Raw genomic sequence first — 18,373 nt, 5'->3', positions numbered from 1 at the left:
AGCTGTCTTGATAGCCATATTAAGCCCCGAATACACCGATAGACGATACCCCTACCGTTGTAAATCTACTCATATCGCAGCGACTTGGCAGGATTTACCCGTGCAGCCCGCAGGGTATGAATGCTTACCGTAAAGAGCGCTATAGCAATTACCACCAGGCTCGGCAGTGCAAAGATGAGCCAGTCCAATTGAATGCGATACGCAAAGTCCTGCAGCCACGTATCCATTACCCACCACGCCAACGGTGTGGCTATGACAATGGCAATGCCCAGCAGTAAAATATAGTCTTTGCTGATCAGCGTTAGTATGCTGGGCACCGATGCGCCCAATACCTTGCGTACGCCAATCTCTTTGGTGCGTTGTATAGCCGTGAGCGATGATAGTCCGAATAAACCGAGACACGCTATAAATATGGCCAGCGCTGAAAATATACCGAACACTTTACCAAACTGCTGGTCAGCTTCATATTGCTGGTTATAGTGATCATTGAGGAAGAAGTATATAAATGGATTGCCCGGGAAAAGCTGCTTCCAATCGTCTTCAAAATTAGCCAGCGATGATTTTACATTTGTAGTATTGAACTTGATTGAATAAAATCCACCGGGAGCTTTGCCATAGCGCAGCACCATCGGATCGTATGCTTTCTTCAATGATTCCTGGTGATAGTCTTTTACTACACCTACGATCTTGAACGTATCGCCCCAGAAGAATATCTGATCGTTCAATGCGTCTTCCGGTTTTTGAAATCCTAAACTACGCGAAGCGGATTCATTCAGAAGTACAGAATGCTCTTCATCGGCTACATCGGCTGAGAACGTACGTCCGGCTGCTACATCTACACCATAGAACTTGGTATAGTCGTGATCGAACAGAATGATGCGGTATTGCTTTGCTTCATCTTCCCGCTGACTTAATCTCCGTATACCACCTGCATTCCATCCGGGTTGTCGGCCGGGTACTTCAGTAGATGCAGTCATTCCGCTTACTTCCGAGTATTGCACGATCTTATTCTTGAACACCTGGAATTTCTGTTCGTATGTGGAGTCGACAACATTCGGGGAGTGTATCACCAGCGTTTGCTGAATGTCTACACCGAGTGCCTGGTCGCGCATGTGACTGATCTGGCGGTATACTGTAAATGTACCCACGATCAAGGTAATGGAAGCTATGAACTGCGTTACCACCATGCCCTTTCTGAAAAATATACCTTTGTTCGTATTCTTGAAGCGGCCTTTCAGTACTTCCACTGGTCTGTAAGCAGATAGTACAAATGCCGGATATAGTCCAGACAACAATGCTCCGCCTGCAATAAGAAGTCCTATCCATAGCCAGAACATTCTTTGCTTGAACAATATATAGCCCAGCTCACGTCCTGTCATTTCGCTGAATGCCGGTGTTAATAGTACAACCAGCGCTATAGCAATGATAACGGCCACTGCGTTTAGTAAAACAGCTTCCAGCAGGAACTGCTGCACCAACTGTGAGCGGAAGCCTCCCATTACTTTACGCACGCCTACCTCGCGAGCACGCTCAATGGATTTCGCGGTAGACAGATTTATATAATTGATCCACGCTATAAATAAAATCAGCACGGCCACGATAGCGAGGAAGTAAGAAGCCTGTCGGTTTCCGTTTCGCTTGAACTCGCCTATATAATCAGAATCGAGATGTATATCCGTTACCGGCTGTAAATGAAACTCCATACCGGCATTATAACGCTTCAGTTCTTCGCCTGCACGCTTCTGCACATAAGCTGGTAATTTTGCTTCAAAGTCTTTCGCATTGGTGTGCTCATCCAGCAATATATAGGTTAGAAAACCATCCCATTGCCAGGATGTGATCGGGTCGTTCCATAATTTATGGAGTGAAGCAAATGACATCAGCACATCAATCTTCATGTGCGAGTTAGCGGGCAGATCTTCGAATACACCGGTTACTTCGTAATCAGTTTTGCCATTGTTCTTTAGAAATTTACCAATGGGATTCTCGTTGCCAAAATATTTCTTCGCCATGGTTTGAGACACCACTACTTTGAAAGGCTCCTTCAGCACAGCCGAATCTATACCTTCAATAAGCCTGATGGAAAATACCTTGAAGAAATCTTCCGATGCGAAGTATGAATTTTCTTCCTTGAAGAATACATCACCATACGAGAACACGACATTGCGCTGGGTAAGACGGGTATAGTACTCCACTTCCGGAAAATCGGCTTTCAAGTCAGGCCCTATACCGGCACAACCCGAAGCCCATTGTGTTGAGAGCTCACCCCGATCGTACCGATCAAGCTGCACGCGAAAGATCCTGTTATTGTTGGCGAGGAAGTTATCATAACTGAACTCGTGCATAACATACTGAGTAATGAGCATACATGCCATCATACCGATGGCCAGCCCCAGTATATTAATGGTGGTGAACGCCTTATTCCGGGAAATATAGCGCCACACGGAAGTCATGTAATTCTTGATCATGGGAGGAAGTATTTAAAACGATACTGTGCTAAATCGAAATGGTTACAAGCCTTATTATTATTTTGGCAGCAGCAGCTTCACTTCCTATCGCGCACCTTCAATATTGTTACAACAAACTGCCAACACGGCTTACGAGTACTATACTTATACGATCGAAATGCCAAAGTATGAAAACAAGGTTTCCATCAACGGAGTGCACATATATAAATGATGAACGGGCTATATTCGTACAAAGTATGTTCGTTAGCGAACATTTTTGTAGCGTAGCGGAATGCTACTTCGAGCGGCTGCTCTCTAATTTCCGGTTGATGATCCGGATGATCTCATCCAACTCCTGTGCTGCTTCCTGCAGGCGTTCGAGTATCTCTTCGCGATCGTCACTCAGTTCTTTGATGCGGGCAAGTTCTACCAGGCCGAGGATGCGGGCTAACGGTCCGCGTACTTCATGCGCGGTAAAGAATGCATATTCAACAAGCTTCTGGTTTTGCAGTGCAATCTCTTCAGTACGTTCTTTAACTTTCATCTCCAGGTTCTCATTCATCTTGTTGATCTCGATGTTCAGCTTCATGAGCGCCTCTTTAGCAAGATGATTCGTCTTATTGAGTCCATAGAATTTGAATCCAAGAAGAACCGATAGCACCAGGATCAGCGATACACCTCCTATTGCTATATATTGTCGCTTGACGATCTTTCGCTGGAAGCCCAGCTCCTGTTCTTTCTGCTGATAGTCGTACAGCATTTGAATGGTAGCAATCTGCTCACGTCTTTCATTCTCGAATATAACACGTTCCAGTGCAGACACTTGTCTGGTAAAGTATAGCGCAGAATCAAGCTGTCCCATACGTTCAAAGTAAACACTCAGGAATTTGAGTCCTTCCATCTCCTGGCTCCTGCTGCTTTTCTGGCGCGCCAGTGCTATAGCAGTGTGCAGGTAATAATAGGCAGAATCAAATTGTTCTGAGTTCAAGAATAGTTGACCAAGTTTGTTGTTGGCCGCAACAACCTGCATGTGATCGTTGGAGAGTCGCGCATAGCGGATTGCATCTTTATAGTATAACGATGCTTTGCTATACTCCTCCTGGTCGGCATATATATCGGCTATGGATGAATATGCATTGCCGGTGGCCCAGGTGTTCTTTAATATTTTTAAACGATCGAGCGCTTCGTTGCAATAGTCAAGCGCCTTGGTAAAATCGCGGGTATTGCGATAATACTCAGCAAGGGATAACAGCGAGTTTACAACGCCCAGGCTATCGCCTATAGAACGTTTTAGCTTAAGAGACTCCAATGAAAAATCCCGTGCTTTATCAAACTGGTTTTGCCGGGTGAAAATCATGGAGAGATTATTCAGCACCTTGGCTTTGCCCGACATGTCGTTAAGTTCTTCGTATAGCTTGAGTGCCTGATAACAATATTCAACGGCTACGGAGTATTCATTCCGCACATAGTGAAGTATACCCTGGATCTTTAATGATTCCGCTAAACCTTTTTTATAAGAAGAAGCTTGTGCAGCGGAAGAAGCTTCACTGACAAATCGTTCGGCATCGCTAGCCGATATAAGCGAATACTGGAAGGCAAGTTCATTCAGCAGGTCAACACGTTGCTCGTTTTCTACCTTCGGCAGAACTTTTAAAAGCGAGTCAATCCTGTGTTGTTGGCCTGCTACAAGCGAACTCGCAATTAAACTGACAAAAAGAAACGAAATCAGATTCTTCATTAGGGCACATACCAACAAACAGGCCGCTAATATAAGTTAAAATAATTCTTTTGCTATTCTATAAATAGGATCTGACTTACCCATGGAATAAAAATGCAATGTTGGAACACCTTTCCTTACAAGTTCTTTCGATTGCTGAATACACCACTGGATACCAACCTCTTTTATAGCTTCGTTATCTTTACACTTCTCAGCTTCATCGGCAAGTTCTTCGGGTATGTCGATGTGAAATGTTTTGGGAAGCACGGTTAACTGTGCTTTACCGGTAAGCGGTTTTATACCCGGAATGATCGGCACATTGATACCGGCTTCGCGACACTTATCTACAAAGTTAAAATATTTCTGATTGTCGAAGAACATTTGCGTAACGATATACTGCGCTCCCATATCCACTTTTAACTTGAGATACTTGAGATCAGCTTTCAGGTTCGGAGCATTAAAATGTTTTTCAGGATAGCCCGCTACACCAATACAAAAATTAGTAGGCGCTGCCGTAGTGAGTTCTTCATCGAGATATACCCCCATGTTCATGTTTACCACTTGTGCGAGCAGATCGGATGCATAACGATGTCCATCCGGTTCGGGCACAAAACGTGATTCACTTTTAATAGCATCGCCTTGCAGTAACAGTACATTGTCCACACCGAGGAAGTGAAGATCGATCAACGCGTTTTCAGTTTCTTCTTTACTGAATCCACCGCAGATAATATGCGGCACCGTATCAACTTTATAGTGGTTCTGTATAGCCGCACATATACCTACCGTTCCCGGACGTTTGCGTGTGGTTATCTTCTCCAGCAAGCCTCCTGCTTTCTTTCTATATACATACTCTTCACGATGATAGGTAACATCAATAAACGGAGGCTTAAACTCCATCAACGGATCAATGTTATTAAACAAGTTCTTAATATTCTCTCCTTTCAACGGAGGCAGAATCTCAATCGTAAATAAAGTTTTACCGTTAGCGCTTTTCAGGTGGTCGACTACTTTCATTTTTTGCTGTGTTGGCGTGTTGTGGTGTTAATGTGTTGATGTTACAGATATATACTATTTATCCGATTCCCGTAAATATCGTATCAAGCCCAGTATAAGATTTTTTGTTTCATCTGTTTTTATTCGCAGTAAATCTATTTTATCTATTGAGAGGAAATCAAGATCTGACAATACATATAGCATACTTTGAACCTCCAGTACGGAACTCTGGGCTGTATCCAGAAACCGGATAAAATCTTTTCTGCTAAATCGACCAAATCCCTCTGCTATATTATTCATAGAAGACAATGCAGCTTTTCTGAATTGACTTCGCGTATCAAAATCCTTTGAAAGTTTACCCGTATCCGACAAAGTATATACTTCCTTTACCAGCTCCCGTGCAGCCTTCCAACATTTCAAATCCTCAAACCTTTCAATCTTCCCCATAACGTTTATTATTTATTTAGACACAACATCAAGTACCTTCCTTCACCTCAACACATCAACACAACTAAACATCGTAGCTCAAGTTCGGGGCCAGCCACTTCTCCACTTCCGGGAGCGGCATGTTCTTCCGTTTGGCGTAGTCTTCGACCTGGTCTTTTTCGATTTTGCCGAGACCGAAATATTTGGAGTCGGGATGGGAGAAGTAGAATCCGCTTACGGCTGCGCCCGGGTACATGGCGTATGACTCGGTAAGCTGAATGCCTACTTTACCTGCATCGAGAAGTTCGAAGAGTAATTTCTTTTCGGTATGATCCGGACATGCAGGATAGCCTGGTGCCGGACGTATACCCTGGTATACTTCATCAATGAGCTGATCGTTCGTATAGTGTTCATCACTTGCGTAACCCCAAATTTCTTTACGAACTTTTTGATGCAAGCACTCAGCGAAGGCTTCAGCAAGTCGGTCGGCAAGTGCTTTCGCCATGATCTCCGAGTAATCATCCTGGTTGGCTTTATGGAAGTCAACCAATTTCTCAAGACCAAGTCCTGCGGTTACAGCAAACAGGCCAAAGTAATCTTTACCCTGCTCCGGAGATATAAAATCTGCAAGACAAAAGTTTGGAAGGTTCTGCGCTTTCTTGTTTTGCTGCCGCAGAAAATGAAACGTTGCAAAAGGTGTAGCTTGCTTCTCATCTGCATATAGTGCAACATCATCACCGGCATTTACTGCGGGATAGAATGCTATAACACCGCTCGCCTGCAGACTTTTATCCCGGATGATATCGTCCAACATCTTATTGGCGTCATCAAAAAGTTTCTTAGCCTCGGCACCTACAACAGCATCCTTAAATATACCCGGATAGCGACCAGCCAGCATCCACGTCTGGAAGAACGGAGTCCAATCTATGTACTTTCGTAACTCTTCCAGCGGAAAATTCACAAACTCTTTTCTACCGGTAAAAGCAGGCCTGGTATATATCGTCTTCGACCAATCTATATTGGTTTTGTTCTTGCGGGCATCTTCCAGTGATATATAGTTCTTCGTACCTTTTCTGTTTTCATGATCGGTACGAAGCTGCTGATATTCATTCTTTACTTTCAGTTTGAAGCCTGCACGTGTATCGACACTGATCAGCTCACTCGCCACAGGTACAGAACGTGAAGCATCAAGGACGTGTACCACTGGACCATCATATACCGGGTCGATCTTTACTGCCGTATGAATGCGCGATGTAGTCGCTCCTCCAATTAATAGGGGCAATTCCATTTTCTCACGCTGCATTTCTTTGGCAACGTGCACCATCTCATCGAGTGATGGCGTGATCAAACCACTCAACCCGATGACATCAACCTTCTCGCGTTTGGCCGCTTCAATGATCTTTTCAGAAGGCACCATTACGCCAAGGTCTACCACTTCGTAGTTGTTACATGCGAGCACTACACCCACTATATTTTTACCGATGTCGTGTACATCGCCCTTCACGGTGGCCATTAATATTTTTGCTGCTGCTTTGCCCTGATCTCCTGTCAGCCTCTTCTCTTCTTCGAGGAAAGGCGTGAGGTAGGCAACGGATTTTTTCATTACCCGCGCGCTCTTTACAACCTGCGGTAAAAACATTTTACCACTGCCGAACAGATCTCCTACTACGTTCATTCCGGCCATCAACGGACCTTCAATAACATATAGCGGGCGACCATATTTGATTCGCGCTTCTTCGGTATCCTGATCGATATAGTCTATTACACCTTTTACCAGTGCATGCGTAATGCGTTCTTCAACGGTGCCTTTGCGCCATTCATCATCTGTCTCTTTTTTCTTCGCAGCACCTTTTACAGTCTCCGCGAATTCCAGTAGACGTTCCGTTGCATCGTCTCTGCGATTCAATAGAACATCTTCAACGCGCTCGAGTAATTCTTTATCGATCTCGTCATATACTTCCAGCATCGTTGGGTTTACTATACCCATATCCATTCCATGTTGTATAGCGTGGTATAGAAATGCTGAGTGCATGGCTTCGCGCACTTTCTGATTACCGCGGAAGCTGAACGACACGTTACTCACACCACCACTCACGTGCGCACCCGGAAGATTTTCACGGATCCATTTGGTTGCTTTGAAGAAATCGAGCGCATAGTTCCGATGCTCTTCTATACCCGTTGCTACGGGAAATATATTCGGATCGAAAATGATGTCCTGTGGCGGAAACTTTACTTCGTTCACCAGTATATCATACGCGCGTTTGCAAATGGAAATTCTTCTCTCGTATGTATCGGCCTGCCCGTGTTCATCGAATGCCATCACTACGACAGCAGCTCCGTAACGTCTTACAAGTTTGGCTTGTCGTACAAACTCTTCTTCACCAGACTTTAAACTGATCGAGTTGACTATACCTTTTCCCTGCAGACATTTCAAACCTTCTTCAATCACTTCCCATTTGGACGAGTCAACCATCACGGGTACAACCGCGATCTCCGGTTCGGATGCCATCAGGTTCAGGTAGCGCACCATGGCTGCTTTGGAATCCAACATCCCTTCGTCCATGTTCACATCAATAACCTGCGCGCCTCCGCGCACCTGGTCCAATGCTACTTCGAGTGCTTCTTCAAACTTATCTTCTTTAATGAGTTTTAAGAATTTGGCGGAGCCGGTAACATTGGTTCGCTCACCTATATTGACAAAGTTAGAACTGGGAGTAATGGTGACTCCCTCCAGTCCACTTAACAATAAATATTTAGACATGTTCTTCTACTACTCCTCTGGGGTTATATTTCTTCGCTATCTCAGCAATCAGTTTAATATGCTCGGGTGTTGTTCCGCAGCAACCGCCAACAATGTTGATCAGTCCTTCTTTCAAAAAGACTTCAACCTGTTGTCCCATTTCCTCGGGTGTCTGATCGTAATGACCAAACTCGTTGGGAAGTCCTGCGTTCGGATAAGCACTCACGAAGTACGGAGCCTTCTCATTGAGTACTTGCAGGTAAGGTCTTAGCTGGCTCGCACCCAACGCACAGTTCAATCCTATACTTAGTAAGGGTACATGCGAAACCGAAATCAGGAATGCCTCGGTGGTTTGTCCGGAAAGTGTGCGACCACTCGCATCCGTTATTGTACCCGATACCATGATGGGTAACTTTCTTCCTATCTCATCAAACAACTCCTGTATAGCAAACAAAGCTGCTTTTACATTGAGTGTATCAATGATGGTTTCAAGCAAGAGTATATCTGCTCCGCCATCAATAAGTCCTTTCGCTTGTTGCTTGAATGCGAGTGCGAGTTCATCAAATGTAATGGCACGAAAGCCAGGGTTATTTACATCTGGTGAAAGGGAAGCCGTCTTATTGGTTGGCCCCATAGCACCTGCTACAAAGCGAGGTTTGCTGGGATCTTTCTTCGTAAATTCTTCGGCTACCTCTTTCGCTATTTTTGCTGAGTAATAGTTCAGATCATATACCGCGTCTTCCAGGTGATAATCGGCTTGCGCGATGGTAGTACCGCTGAATGTGTTGGTCTCGATAATATCAGCACCCGCTTCAAGGTACTGGCGATGTATAGCTTTGATAATATCAGGACGAGTTATTGAAAGAATATCATTGTTTCCTTTGAGCGGGAAGCCATGATCTTTAAAACGCTCTCCCCGGAAATCTTCTTCCTCAAGTTTATACCGTTGGATCATGGTACCCATAGCACCATCAATCACGAGTATACGTTCCTTTAAAATGTCTTCGATTTTCATAAAGCCCTCCGCGTTTAGTTATTGCTATCCAGAGAGCCACTGTAAGGTGGGTTAACTTATCTTTTCCGTTACATCATGCAAAGTAACGAAAGGGATTTAGCACAACATTCGTTAACATAGCTAACGAATAGGATGCTAAGACGTCATCGGGCCCATTCCCTCGGTCTTTCTGGATAAGCTTTGGCAAAGAAAATGAATAGGAATGAAACTACAAAACAACTTACCGTAAACGATACCCTATTCTGATACCTAACACCGGGCAGGGTACCACACGATCTTCTTCATTGGGTATATCAAAAAACAAATCATCTTCCATTCCTTCCGGAAAGGCCGGTATACCGTTTGGTCTTACCTCATCATAGTCAACAAATCGTATGGTCCACCCGGAGTTTACATCGAGAAAAAAATCGGAGAAAAAGTACTTGATCAGTCCAAACTTTACACTGAAGCCTTGTTCATTATACTGCACCGGGTAATAGTGATAGCGTATAATGGTATGCTCGCAGTCATTACCAAAACATTCCTGCTGGCGGAATAGTCTGTCGAATTCAATATCGTTTTTGTAATACTCGGCTGCACCATAAAAAATCAACCTTCGGTATACAATAGGTGCAAAGTATTTTCGCACTTCGAGTTTCATTTTATAGCCGCGCTTGTCGCGATACGATTCATCCTGGTTCGTATAGTTGATCACATGTCCATACTCTGCCTGTGCTGTAAACGTGCGGGTAATTTTCTTCTCGTATGAGAACTCGAGTGTTGGATAAAAATTAATCAAATGAAACGGACTGAATTTCAACGCATGCCTCGGCACTAGTTTCTGATAGCGAAGTGAATCCTGGGCATGGGCGATCGTACCTAGTAAGGCGAGTAGTAGAGATAGAGTTGTACGTGTCACCGGGGCGTTAGTCGTTATTGGTTAATCGTTATTGGTTAATCGTTATCAGCAATGCTATACTTCCGTACGCGACACGGGGATTTTGCTTAGTAAGATGAGCGTACCGGTTTGCTGATCATAGCGGTATTGAAATACACCGTCTTCTCCTGTCAGCAACAAAATACCATTATTGGGTATAACATCGTAGGCATGTATATTTTCGATGTGGTGTTTCAGCTGTATAGATCGTTCATTTTGAATATCGAATACTTTAAGACCATGTTCGCCTTCGCAGATGAACAACAGATTACCATCGACACCAAGACCGTGTGGTGATAACATCGGGTAGTTAGCAATCAGCGAAGGATTATTTTTATTGGTGATGTCGATTATCTCCAGTGCATTGGCTCCGCGATTACAAGCGCTGCCGGCACGTAATGTAACAAAGGCCCGATCGCCCTGCACTACAACCGGATCGCATGAAACTATATGCGCATACCTGAAAATGAACGTGGGTGTTACCGGATCTGCTATACTATAGATATACATTGCATCGGTAGCACCGAGGTATAGGTACTCGCCTCTTGCCACGACTGTTTCAAGGCCGCCATTGGTGGAGATCGTATTTATTTTTTCAAATGTATTGTTCCGTATATCAAACACGGAAATCGTGCTCTGGCTGGCTATATACATATAGCCGTTGCTGATCGCGAACCGCGTCATCGAGCCGCCTGTTCCCTGTGAGTTATTCAGTTCACTGGAGGAGTCTGATTCGCATGCTGCGATGCAAATCAGCAACAGAAAGAATATTAATTTAGTAGCTCGCATAACATTCGTATTTTGTAAGGGTTGCTTTCTTCCATCCTGTTACAATGCCTTTGGTCTGGTCAACGCATTCAAAATAGTAACCTGCCGGTGGCGGAATACCAAGGTTCCAGTCTTGCAGCGATAACGTTCCGATGCTGGTAAGTTTTTCGAAATCATGTACTTCCAGCGCTACGAGATTTCCCATGTGGTCGGCATACAACACATTGTTTCGTATAGCCATGTCGGTATTTCCCAGTAACTGTACAAAACCTATTGCCTTCGGATTCTCCGGAGTGGTGTTGTCGAATACATGTATACCTTTGTTCACCTCATTCACCAATAGAAAACGTCCGTATACATAAATCTTTCCGGGGTTATTCACAGATCGTGCACTGGTTAACGTGACCTCTTGCGTTTGTGAGGTTCCATATACCGGGCGATATCCTTCTACGGGATCATCATACGAAGAGTACTCATTCACCCAGCAACCTGAAAGTACCAACAACAGAAGTGTCGGCACCATATAAAGTACAATCCTGCGTTTTATCATAAGCACAAACGTTTATTAAAATTTAACTTTGAAGAAGACGTTCAAAATAAATGATTTGATGATCTTTGTGCCGTCAAACCACTATAGCGGATATGATTTTTAGTTGTAGTATACATGCTCGCTTCTTCACATCCGGTTCGCTGATGAACCGCGACCTCGTTCGACACCCTTATCTCAACAACACACCCAACGCATGAAACTAGCTGCCATCGACATCGGTTCTAACGCTATACGCTTTCAGGTTTCTACCGTGCTGGCTAATAATCAGACACAACCTGTATTCAAAAAGTTGGAATACGTTCGCTTTCCGTTACGATTAGGACACGATGTATTTACCACCAACCGAATCAGCAACGCCAGCATCGCCAAATTCAAAAAACTGATGACGGCCTATAAACTGCTGCTGGAGTTGTATGAGGTAGATGACTATATGTTCTGTGCTACATCGGCCATGCGCGAATCCGACAACGGTCTTGAACTGGCCAACCAGGTAAAAGAAGAACTGGGTATAACTATTCATGTGATTGATGGCAATCGCGAAGCTGAATTGATCAACCGTGCCATAAGCTCGTACTTAACGGATAAAACATATCTGCATATTGATGTGGGTGGTGGTAGTACTGAATTGAACTTGTATGTGGCCGGTAAAAAAATCAAGACACGTTCGTTCAAGATTGGTTCGGTACGCGTGCTCGAACAAATAGACTCTCCGATTATGTGGGAGGATATGGAGCGCTGGATCAAAGACAACGTAAAAAAAGACTACGGCAAAGTAACTGCCGTTGGTACCGGTGGTAACATCAGCAAGATATTTGAACTCGCTAAACTAAAACCGGGCAGCATCATGTCGGTAAAGAAAGTGAAAGAGATACGCGACATGGTGGAAGGTTACTCGCTCGAGGAACGTATCTATAAGTTACAGATGAACCCCGATCGCGCGGATGTAATTATACCCGCCAGCCATATTTACCTGCAGGTTATGGAATGGGCTCATGCAGCCAGTATACTTGTACCGGAAGTAGGTTTGAAAGATGGCATTATGCTACACTTGTACGAGCAAAGCGTTGCCCAGCAGAAGCTAAACTTCTAAAGCTATATACCAGTATGAACAGAGAATGACCTCTGCTATTTAGGTCTTTTTCTGTCGATGGTACTCTTACCGCGCTTACGCTCTTCAACTTTCAAGTCGATAAGATAGGCGAGTGATATACGGAATCCCTGGTTTCTGATTTTCTGCGATTCACTGAACGAAGGAAATGTAGGACTGAATACACCATCGCTCTCACGACTCAGGTAACTGTGACCAAGTTCATAACGCAGCGTAAGTACTACCTCACGATACCGAACCGGTTCAAACAGAAAACCAGCGGTAAAGTTTAGTCCGAACTGTACGCGGTTAGGACGCTGTATAACCATTTCATTTTCAGTAGCAGAGCCGGGATCTTTACCAAATACTATATCCACCGGTATAACACCCGATGGTCCGTTATGGAATTCATGCGTATCTGCATTTTCAAATGTCCCCTTCCCTCCTAGCCAGTAGCTTATATTTGGACCTACACCCAGCGAATATTTGAACTCTTTTTCACCAATGTGCCCTTTAAAATAAGCAGTATATACAATTGGCATCTCGATATATTTATACCGGAGCTTCAACGAAAGATCACCTGCTTCACTTTTCAGGTTCTTTCCTTTGGTTGAATAGATGAGCGATGTGTGAAGGAAAAATCTCTTGCGAACCTTAAATGCAAGGTGGCCACCGACATGATACCCAAATACTGGCGATACATTGTATTCGTCTTTGAGATCTTTATCACTAAAAGAGGTCCACGAAAAATTTGCACCTGCTACAGGTCCCACAAGTACTTGTGCAAAAGCAGTACTGCAAAAAATAAAAGTAAGAATCAGAACACTTGATATACGTGTTTTCACTAAGGTTGAGGTTTTTCTATCAGAACAATTCTTTAAATGCTCAAAAATACAGGATTTCGGTCAAGTAAGACGTTGAACAATTCTGTTAAAAACAAAAAAACGCTGTATATTCGTGAGTTTTACTTTAAACAGACTTTTTAAACTGATACAATTCACTCTGGTGACTAACATTTTTAAAATGACTGGTGATTTTCACCAGAATCAACGAGTGACTTTTGAGCAATAGCCCATATTAATGGACGTGAATGCGGTATTTTTTTAACTTATTAGTTAGTACTCTCTTCCTGTTGTGCGGATATATTGCATCTGCTCAAAACTATCCTGTTTATAATAATTTCTTCATCAATCCATATTTATATAATCCGGCCGAAGCCGTTACGGAATACACGTATGTTTACGCGCTTCATCGCCAACAATGGATGAATATAGAAGGAGCTCCTCAGCTCTCCACATTAACATTCAATACCATGATGAATGAAAGTCGTGCGGGATGGGGTGGCAAGATTTCATCTTACAAGCGCGGACTTCTCAATACAACGGACTTCTCTCTTTCGTATGCGTATGCCATGCCCGTTGGTCAGAAAAACTGGCTGATGTTCGGGCTCTCCGGGGGCGCTATCTCCAACAGCATCGACATGAATAAAGTGACGGATCCGAACGATCCGGCATTGGCAAGTTACTCTGCCAACAACATGCAGCCTGCCTCAAGCTTTGGTATGCTATACCGATCGGGCTCGGGTATTAATATAGGTCTTTCGTTGCCTCAGCTTTTCCCTTCGAAGTTTAACAGCGATGCCAGCTTTAATGTTACTACGGTCTCTCCTACGGACAATGTATTCTTCACCATTTACTATAAGAAAAAAGTAGAGAGTAAAATTGTTAGTCGCAGTAAAGGCGGCTTGAAACGTAAAGTAAAAACACGCGAGACCATCGCTCCGCTTGAACTCTACTTTAATTACAAATACTCTAAATTTGGTACCAGTCAGTTCGAGTTCCTGGGAAAGCTTAACCTCTCGGAAAATTTCTGGTTAGGAGGTTCGTATCGTCTGCCGTATGGCTATACGGCCAACGCGGGTATAAAGGTAAGTCGTTTCATTATCGGTTATTCGTATGAACCCAACAGTCAGCCGGAAGATGCTTTTTCGCAGGGTACACACGAAGTAATTTTAGGACTTCGGTTAGGCTATGCCAAGAAGTTTAAACGCGCTGCACCAGTGCTTCGCTCTACACTTACCCGATCACCGAACGAGAAACACACGGCCCGCTTCCAGGAAGGCACGCAAGATCCGGATAACATTGCCAAGACGGATGAGAATAAGAAGCGTTACTTTGTGGTTATCAATGTATTCCCTGACTTTAACCGGGCGGATGCTGCCAAGCGTAAACTTGTTAACGACAAGTTCAATGCGGATATCTTCTATAATCCACAGGATAAAAAGTATTATGTGCATGTACTCGAAACCGCGAAAGCTGCCGAGGCACATGAAGAGATCCGTAACCTGAAGGCATATACAAAATTGAAAACAGCTCGTCTGTTGGTTGTAACTTCCGATAAGTAAGGAATGGGTATGGTTACGTTTTCAACATCTCGCTGCATTTATGGTATAATGAAGGCATTATTCAACATTATCGCGAAACCAACGGGTATTACTCTATATATAATGATGCTCGCATGCTGTGCAGTATATGCGCAACGACCGGAGATCAGATCGGTAGATAAGACCAGTACCAGTATGTCGGAGAAGGTTACCATCATGGGCACCAACTTCGGCACCGATGCTACAAAGCTCGCGGTATATTTCGGAGCCGTGAAAGGAACAATCCTGACGGTGACCAACCAAATGATTCAGGTTGAAGTACCGGCCGGAACAACGTATAGACATATTGCCGTAACCAATACAGCCAATGGCCTTACGGGATATAGCAATGATTCATTCTTACTGAGCTTTAGTGGTAAAAATCCTTTTAACGTTAGCAACCTTAGTGCTCAATCTGATTTTGATGCAGAGAAAGGACTATACGACCACTGCCTTTGCGATCTGGACAACGATGGCAAAGCAGATATAGCGACTGCCAACAACGGTAACAACAACATAACCATTCTACGAAATACAAGTACAGGTGTCGGTAATATCAGCTTTACTAAAATACCCTTCGGACTTGGTACATTTTCGTTACACATTCGTTGTGGCGATTTGAATGGTGATGGAAAGCAAGACCTTGTATTAACAGAAGGTAGTATTGCTTTGAGTGATCGCGTATTTATACTGCCCAATGCAAGTACCGGTGCCGGCAACTTTACCTTTGGCACTCCGATAACGATCAAGCTTACCGGGAGAAAGAATGCAAAAGTAGATATAGCAGACCTCGACCTGAATGGTAAACCTGAACTGCTGGTTACTGACCAGGGAAGTAATACGATCTCTGTATTAGTGAATCAAAGTACCTTAGGATCAATCGCGTTCGCAGCTTCTCCTATAAATATAACTATACCATCAACCGCGAGTACCGATGGTATTGCCGTGGACGATCTTAACGGAGATTCCTATCCTGAAATAATAACCAGTCAGTTTCAGACTGCAACCAGTAACCTCTTTATTATAGAGAACGAAAGTACATCTGCCGGTGTAGCAATCGGAACCATATCAACCCTGACGATTGGTAACACAGTGAAACGAATTCGCATTGGTGATCTTGATAACGATGGTAAGAAAGATATAGCGGTAACACAGTTACTCGGATCTTCCATTTCCGTATTCCGCAACCAGGGCTCGGGCTCAACAATCAGTTTTGCATCTCCGTTGGTGATCGCTACGGAAGCGAATCCATGGGGTCTGGATTTTGGCGACCTGGATGGTGATGGTAAGATGGATATCGTAATAGCGTCTGTTACTCAAACGAAACTCACCATCCTGAATAACCAAAGTACTCCAGGTAATCTGTCATTTACAAAAGACGTGGTAAACACAACCTATATCACACGTCACGTTCGCATTGGTGATCTGGATGGCGATGGCAAACCCGATATCTCATTTACCAGTGTTGACAACTCTACAATACCAGCATCGAAAGTATCAGTATTCAGAAATCGCTCGTGTGTATTCCCAGTTATATCACCGAATGAAACTCCATTAACGTTATGTACTGGTGCTTTACCCTATAAATTATATGCTACCGTAAGCAAAGGTTCTTACTACGAATGGCGTAAGAACGGTGCGGTGGTTTCCTGCGGACTCAATCAGAATACATTTGATGTTACCGCTGCGAGTGGTACAGGTGTATATACCGTACGCGTTATTTCCGAAGGTGGTACCTGTGCTTCCGCTACAGGTTGTGGTGAAGAATCTGATGGTATTGATATAACGGTGGTAGCAGGAACTGCAGGTGCAACAACACCCGCCAACAACGGCCCGGTCTGTTTAGGGGGAACACTGAATCTCTCTATTAATAATATAGCCGGAGTAACCTATGAATGGACTGGTCCGCAAGGATATACCGGCACGGGCACCGCGCCTACTCCAATTACAAATTTCAGTCTTGACAAAGCCGGACTATATTATGTAGATGTCAAAGTAGGTTCATGTCTCCTGCGAAAGCAATCTACATTGGTTCAAGCTGTAGATGTACCTACCTTTAGCATTACGCCTGCCAACGAGCTTGTTCTTTGCCAGGGAGCAGCATCACAAAACCTGGAAGTAGTGCCCAACGATCCGGCCTATACCTATCAATGGTTTAAAGATGGAGCACCTGTATCTACCGGTGCACAGTTAGCGATAACTTCTGTTCCTGCCTCTTCCGGAAATTATACTGTGAAGGCTGGCAACGCGGGGTGTAGTGTGAATATCGAAACCGCTCCGGTTAAAGTTACCATCACAACAACCATCACCACCAATTTCAGCGCTCCTGCTACTGCATGCGCTAACCAGAAAGTAAAATTCACCAACGGATCGACATCAGATGCATCTGTGACAACATTTTACAATTGGAACTTTGATGATGGTAAAACCTCTACCGAAAAAGATCCTGAACACATCTTTACCTCAGCCGGTACATTTGATGTAACACTTACCGTATCGTACGCAGGCAACTCCTGTGCGGAAACGAAAACTATACCGATCACCATTACAAGTGCTCCGGCGGTTACCATAACCAACCCGAACAATGACTACACTTTCTGTGAAGGCGCAACGCTGGTACTCCAGGTTACCGGGACCTTTACAGCATACGCATGGAGTAACGGTGCAACAACATCTTCCATCGAAGTAAGCGAAGAAGGAACCTATTCGGTGGATGTAACAGCCACCAATGGTTGCGTACTGACGGCAAGCCGTGTCGTTGAGACCCTACCGGCTCCAAGTGTTATCGTAACTGCCACGCCACCACAGATCAACGAAGGAGAATCGTCACAATTGGCGGCATCCGGTTTGGAAAACTATAGCTGGGAGCCCGGGGAAACTTTATCGCAAACTTCTATTGCCAACCCAGTAGCTACTCCGTTGGCTACCACCACCTACCAGGTTACAGGGTTAGATGCCAATGGTTGCGAAGGCAAGGCCACCATTGAAGTGAAAGTAGCTGGCGATGCGATTGTTACCAAGCTAAAACCCGGTAACTTCATCTCTCCGAACAACGATGGACCAAATGAGCTATGGGTAGTCGAGAACATTATGACCTACCCGCAATGCGGCATTACTATATATGACGAGAAGGGTGTAAAGGTATTCGAAGCAAAACCTTATCAAAATAACTGGGATGGTACTTTCAATGGTAAGAAGCTTCCCGATGGAGTATACTACTATATAATTCGTTGTGACGGAGAAGAAAGCGTGCCTCGTGCAGGGAGCATTACGTTAATCAGGTAGCAAAAGG

13 protein-coding genes and 1 riboswitch are annotated in these 18,373 nt (G+C 44.2%); of the genes, 3 read left to right on the top strand and 10 right to left on the bottom strand.

Annotation, left to right across the window (positions count from 1 at the left end):
* Nucleotides 1–65: 65 nt before the first annotated feature.
* The 9 genes from ACFQ21_RS27590 to ACFQ21_RS27550 form a co-directional block, all read right to left on the bottom strand.
* Entirely contained in the window at nt 66–2,468 is a 2,403-nt protein-coding gene (locus ACFQ21_RS27590) for an ABC transporter permease (RefSeq protein ID WP_377585332.1), read from the bottom strand.
* A gap of 274 nt (nt 2,469–2,742) precedes the next feature.
* Nucleotides 2,743–4,185, bottom strand: coding sequence for a tetratricopeptide repeat protein (locus ACFQ21_RS27585; RefSeq protein WP_377585329.1), 1,443 nt, complete (start codon nt 4,183–4,185; stop codon nt 2,743–2,745).
* Between the two features lie 36 nt (nt 4,186–4,221).
* A complete protein-coding gene (gene metF, locus ACFQ21_RS27580; protein WP_377585327.1) occupies nt 4,222–5,178 on the bottom strand; it encodes a methylenetetrahydrofolate reductase [NAD(P)H] in 957 nt (318 codons plus the stop codon).
* 54 nt (nt 5,179–5,232) lie between these two features.
* Nucleotides 5,233–5,604 carry a four helix bundle protein gene (locus tag ACFQ21_RS27575; protein WP_377585325.1) on the bottom strand — a complete coding sequence of 124 codons (372 nt, stop codon included), beginning with the start codon at nt 5,602–5,604 and terminating at the stop codon, nt 5,233–5,235.
* Nucleotides 5,605–5,668: 64 nt separating this feature from the next.
* On the bottom strand, nt 5,669–8,344 hold the full coding sequence (gene metH / locus ACFQ21_RS27570; RefSeq protein ID WP_377585323.1) for a methionine synthase: 2,676 nt from the start codon (nt 8,342–8,344) through the stop codon (nt 5,669–5,671).
* On the bottom strand, nt 8,337–9,338 hold the full coding sequence (locus tag ACFQ21_RS27565) for a homocysteine S-methyltransferase family protein (RefSeq protein WP_377585321.1): 1,002 nt from the start codon (nt 9,336–9,338) through the stop codon (nt 8,337–8,339). The genes metH and ACFQ21_RS27565 overlap by 8 nt, the downstream gene beginning before the upstream one ends.
* Nucleotides 9,339–9,391: 53 nt before the next feature.
* Nucleotides 9,392–9,518: riboswitch (SAM riboswitch) on the bottom strand.
* 40 nt (nt 9,519–9,558) lie between these two features.
* Nucleotides 9,559–10,236, bottom strand: coding sequence for a hypothetical protein (locus tag ACFQ21_RS27560; RefSeq protein ID WP_377585319.1), 678 nt, complete (start codon nt 10,234–10,236; stop codon nt 9,559–9,561).
* Between the two features lie 54 nt (nt 10,237–10,290).
* Nucleotides 10,291–11,043, bottom strand: a complete 753-nt coding sequence (locus ACFQ21_RS27555) for an LVIVD repeat-containing protein (protein ID WP_377585317.1) — start codon at nt 11,041–11,043, stop codon at nt 10,291–10,293.
* A complete protein-coding gene (locus tag ACFQ21_RS27550; protein ID WP_377585315.1) occupies nt 11,030–11,572 on the bottom strand; it encodes a hypothetical protein in 543 nt (180 codons plus the stop codon). Before ACFQ21_RS27550 ends, ACFQ21_RS27555 begins: the two co-directional genes overlap by 14 nt.
* A gap of 193 nt (nt 11,573–11,765) precedes the next feature.
* On the opposite strand from ACFQ21_RS27550, the gene ACFQ21_RS27545 reads away from it, so the two are divergent.
* Entirely contained in the window at nt 11,766–12,662 is an 897-nt protein-coding gene (locus ACFQ21_RS27545) for a Ppx/GppA phosphatase family protein (RefSeq protein WP_377585312.1), read from the top strand.
* 35 nt (nt 12,663–12,697) lie between these two features.
* Here ACFQ21_RS27545 and ACFQ21_RS27540 read toward each other — a convergent pair whose 3' ends face one another.
* A complete protein-coding gene (locus tag ACFQ21_RS27540) occupies nt 12,698–13,504 on the bottom strand; it encodes an outer membrane beta-barrel protein (RefSeq protein ID WP_377585309.1) in 807 nt (268 codons plus the stop codon).
* Nucleotides 13,505–13,749: 245 nt separating this feature from the next.
* Between ACFQ21_RS27540 and ACFQ21_RS27535 the strand changes: the two genes are divergently transcribed.
* Both ACFQ21_RS27535 and ACFQ21_RS27530 read left to right on the top strand, forming a co-directional pair.
* Nucleotides 13,750–15,063 (top strand): PorP/SprF family type IX secretion system membrane protein, encoded by a 1,314-nt coding sequence (locus ACFQ21_RS27535; protein WP_377585307.1) that lies wholly within the window; start codon nt 13,750–13,752, stop codon nt 15,061–15,063.
* 48 nt (nt 15,064–15,111) lie between these two features.
* Nucleotides 15,112–18,366, top strand: a complete 3,255-nt coding sequence (locus ACFQ21_RS27530) for an FG-GAP-like repeat-containing protein (protein WP_377585304.1) — start codon at nt 15,112–15,114, stop codon at nt 18,364–18,366.
* Nucleotides 18,367–18,373: the final 7 nt, after the last annotated feature.

The organism is Ohtaekwangia kribbensis (assembly GCF_042676245.1).
Lineage (GTDB): Bacteria > Bacteroidota > Bacteroidia > Cytophagales > Cyclobacteriaceae > Ohtaekwangia > Ohtaekwangia kribbensis.
This window is presented reverse-complemented; position numbering and strand designations above follow the sequence as displayed.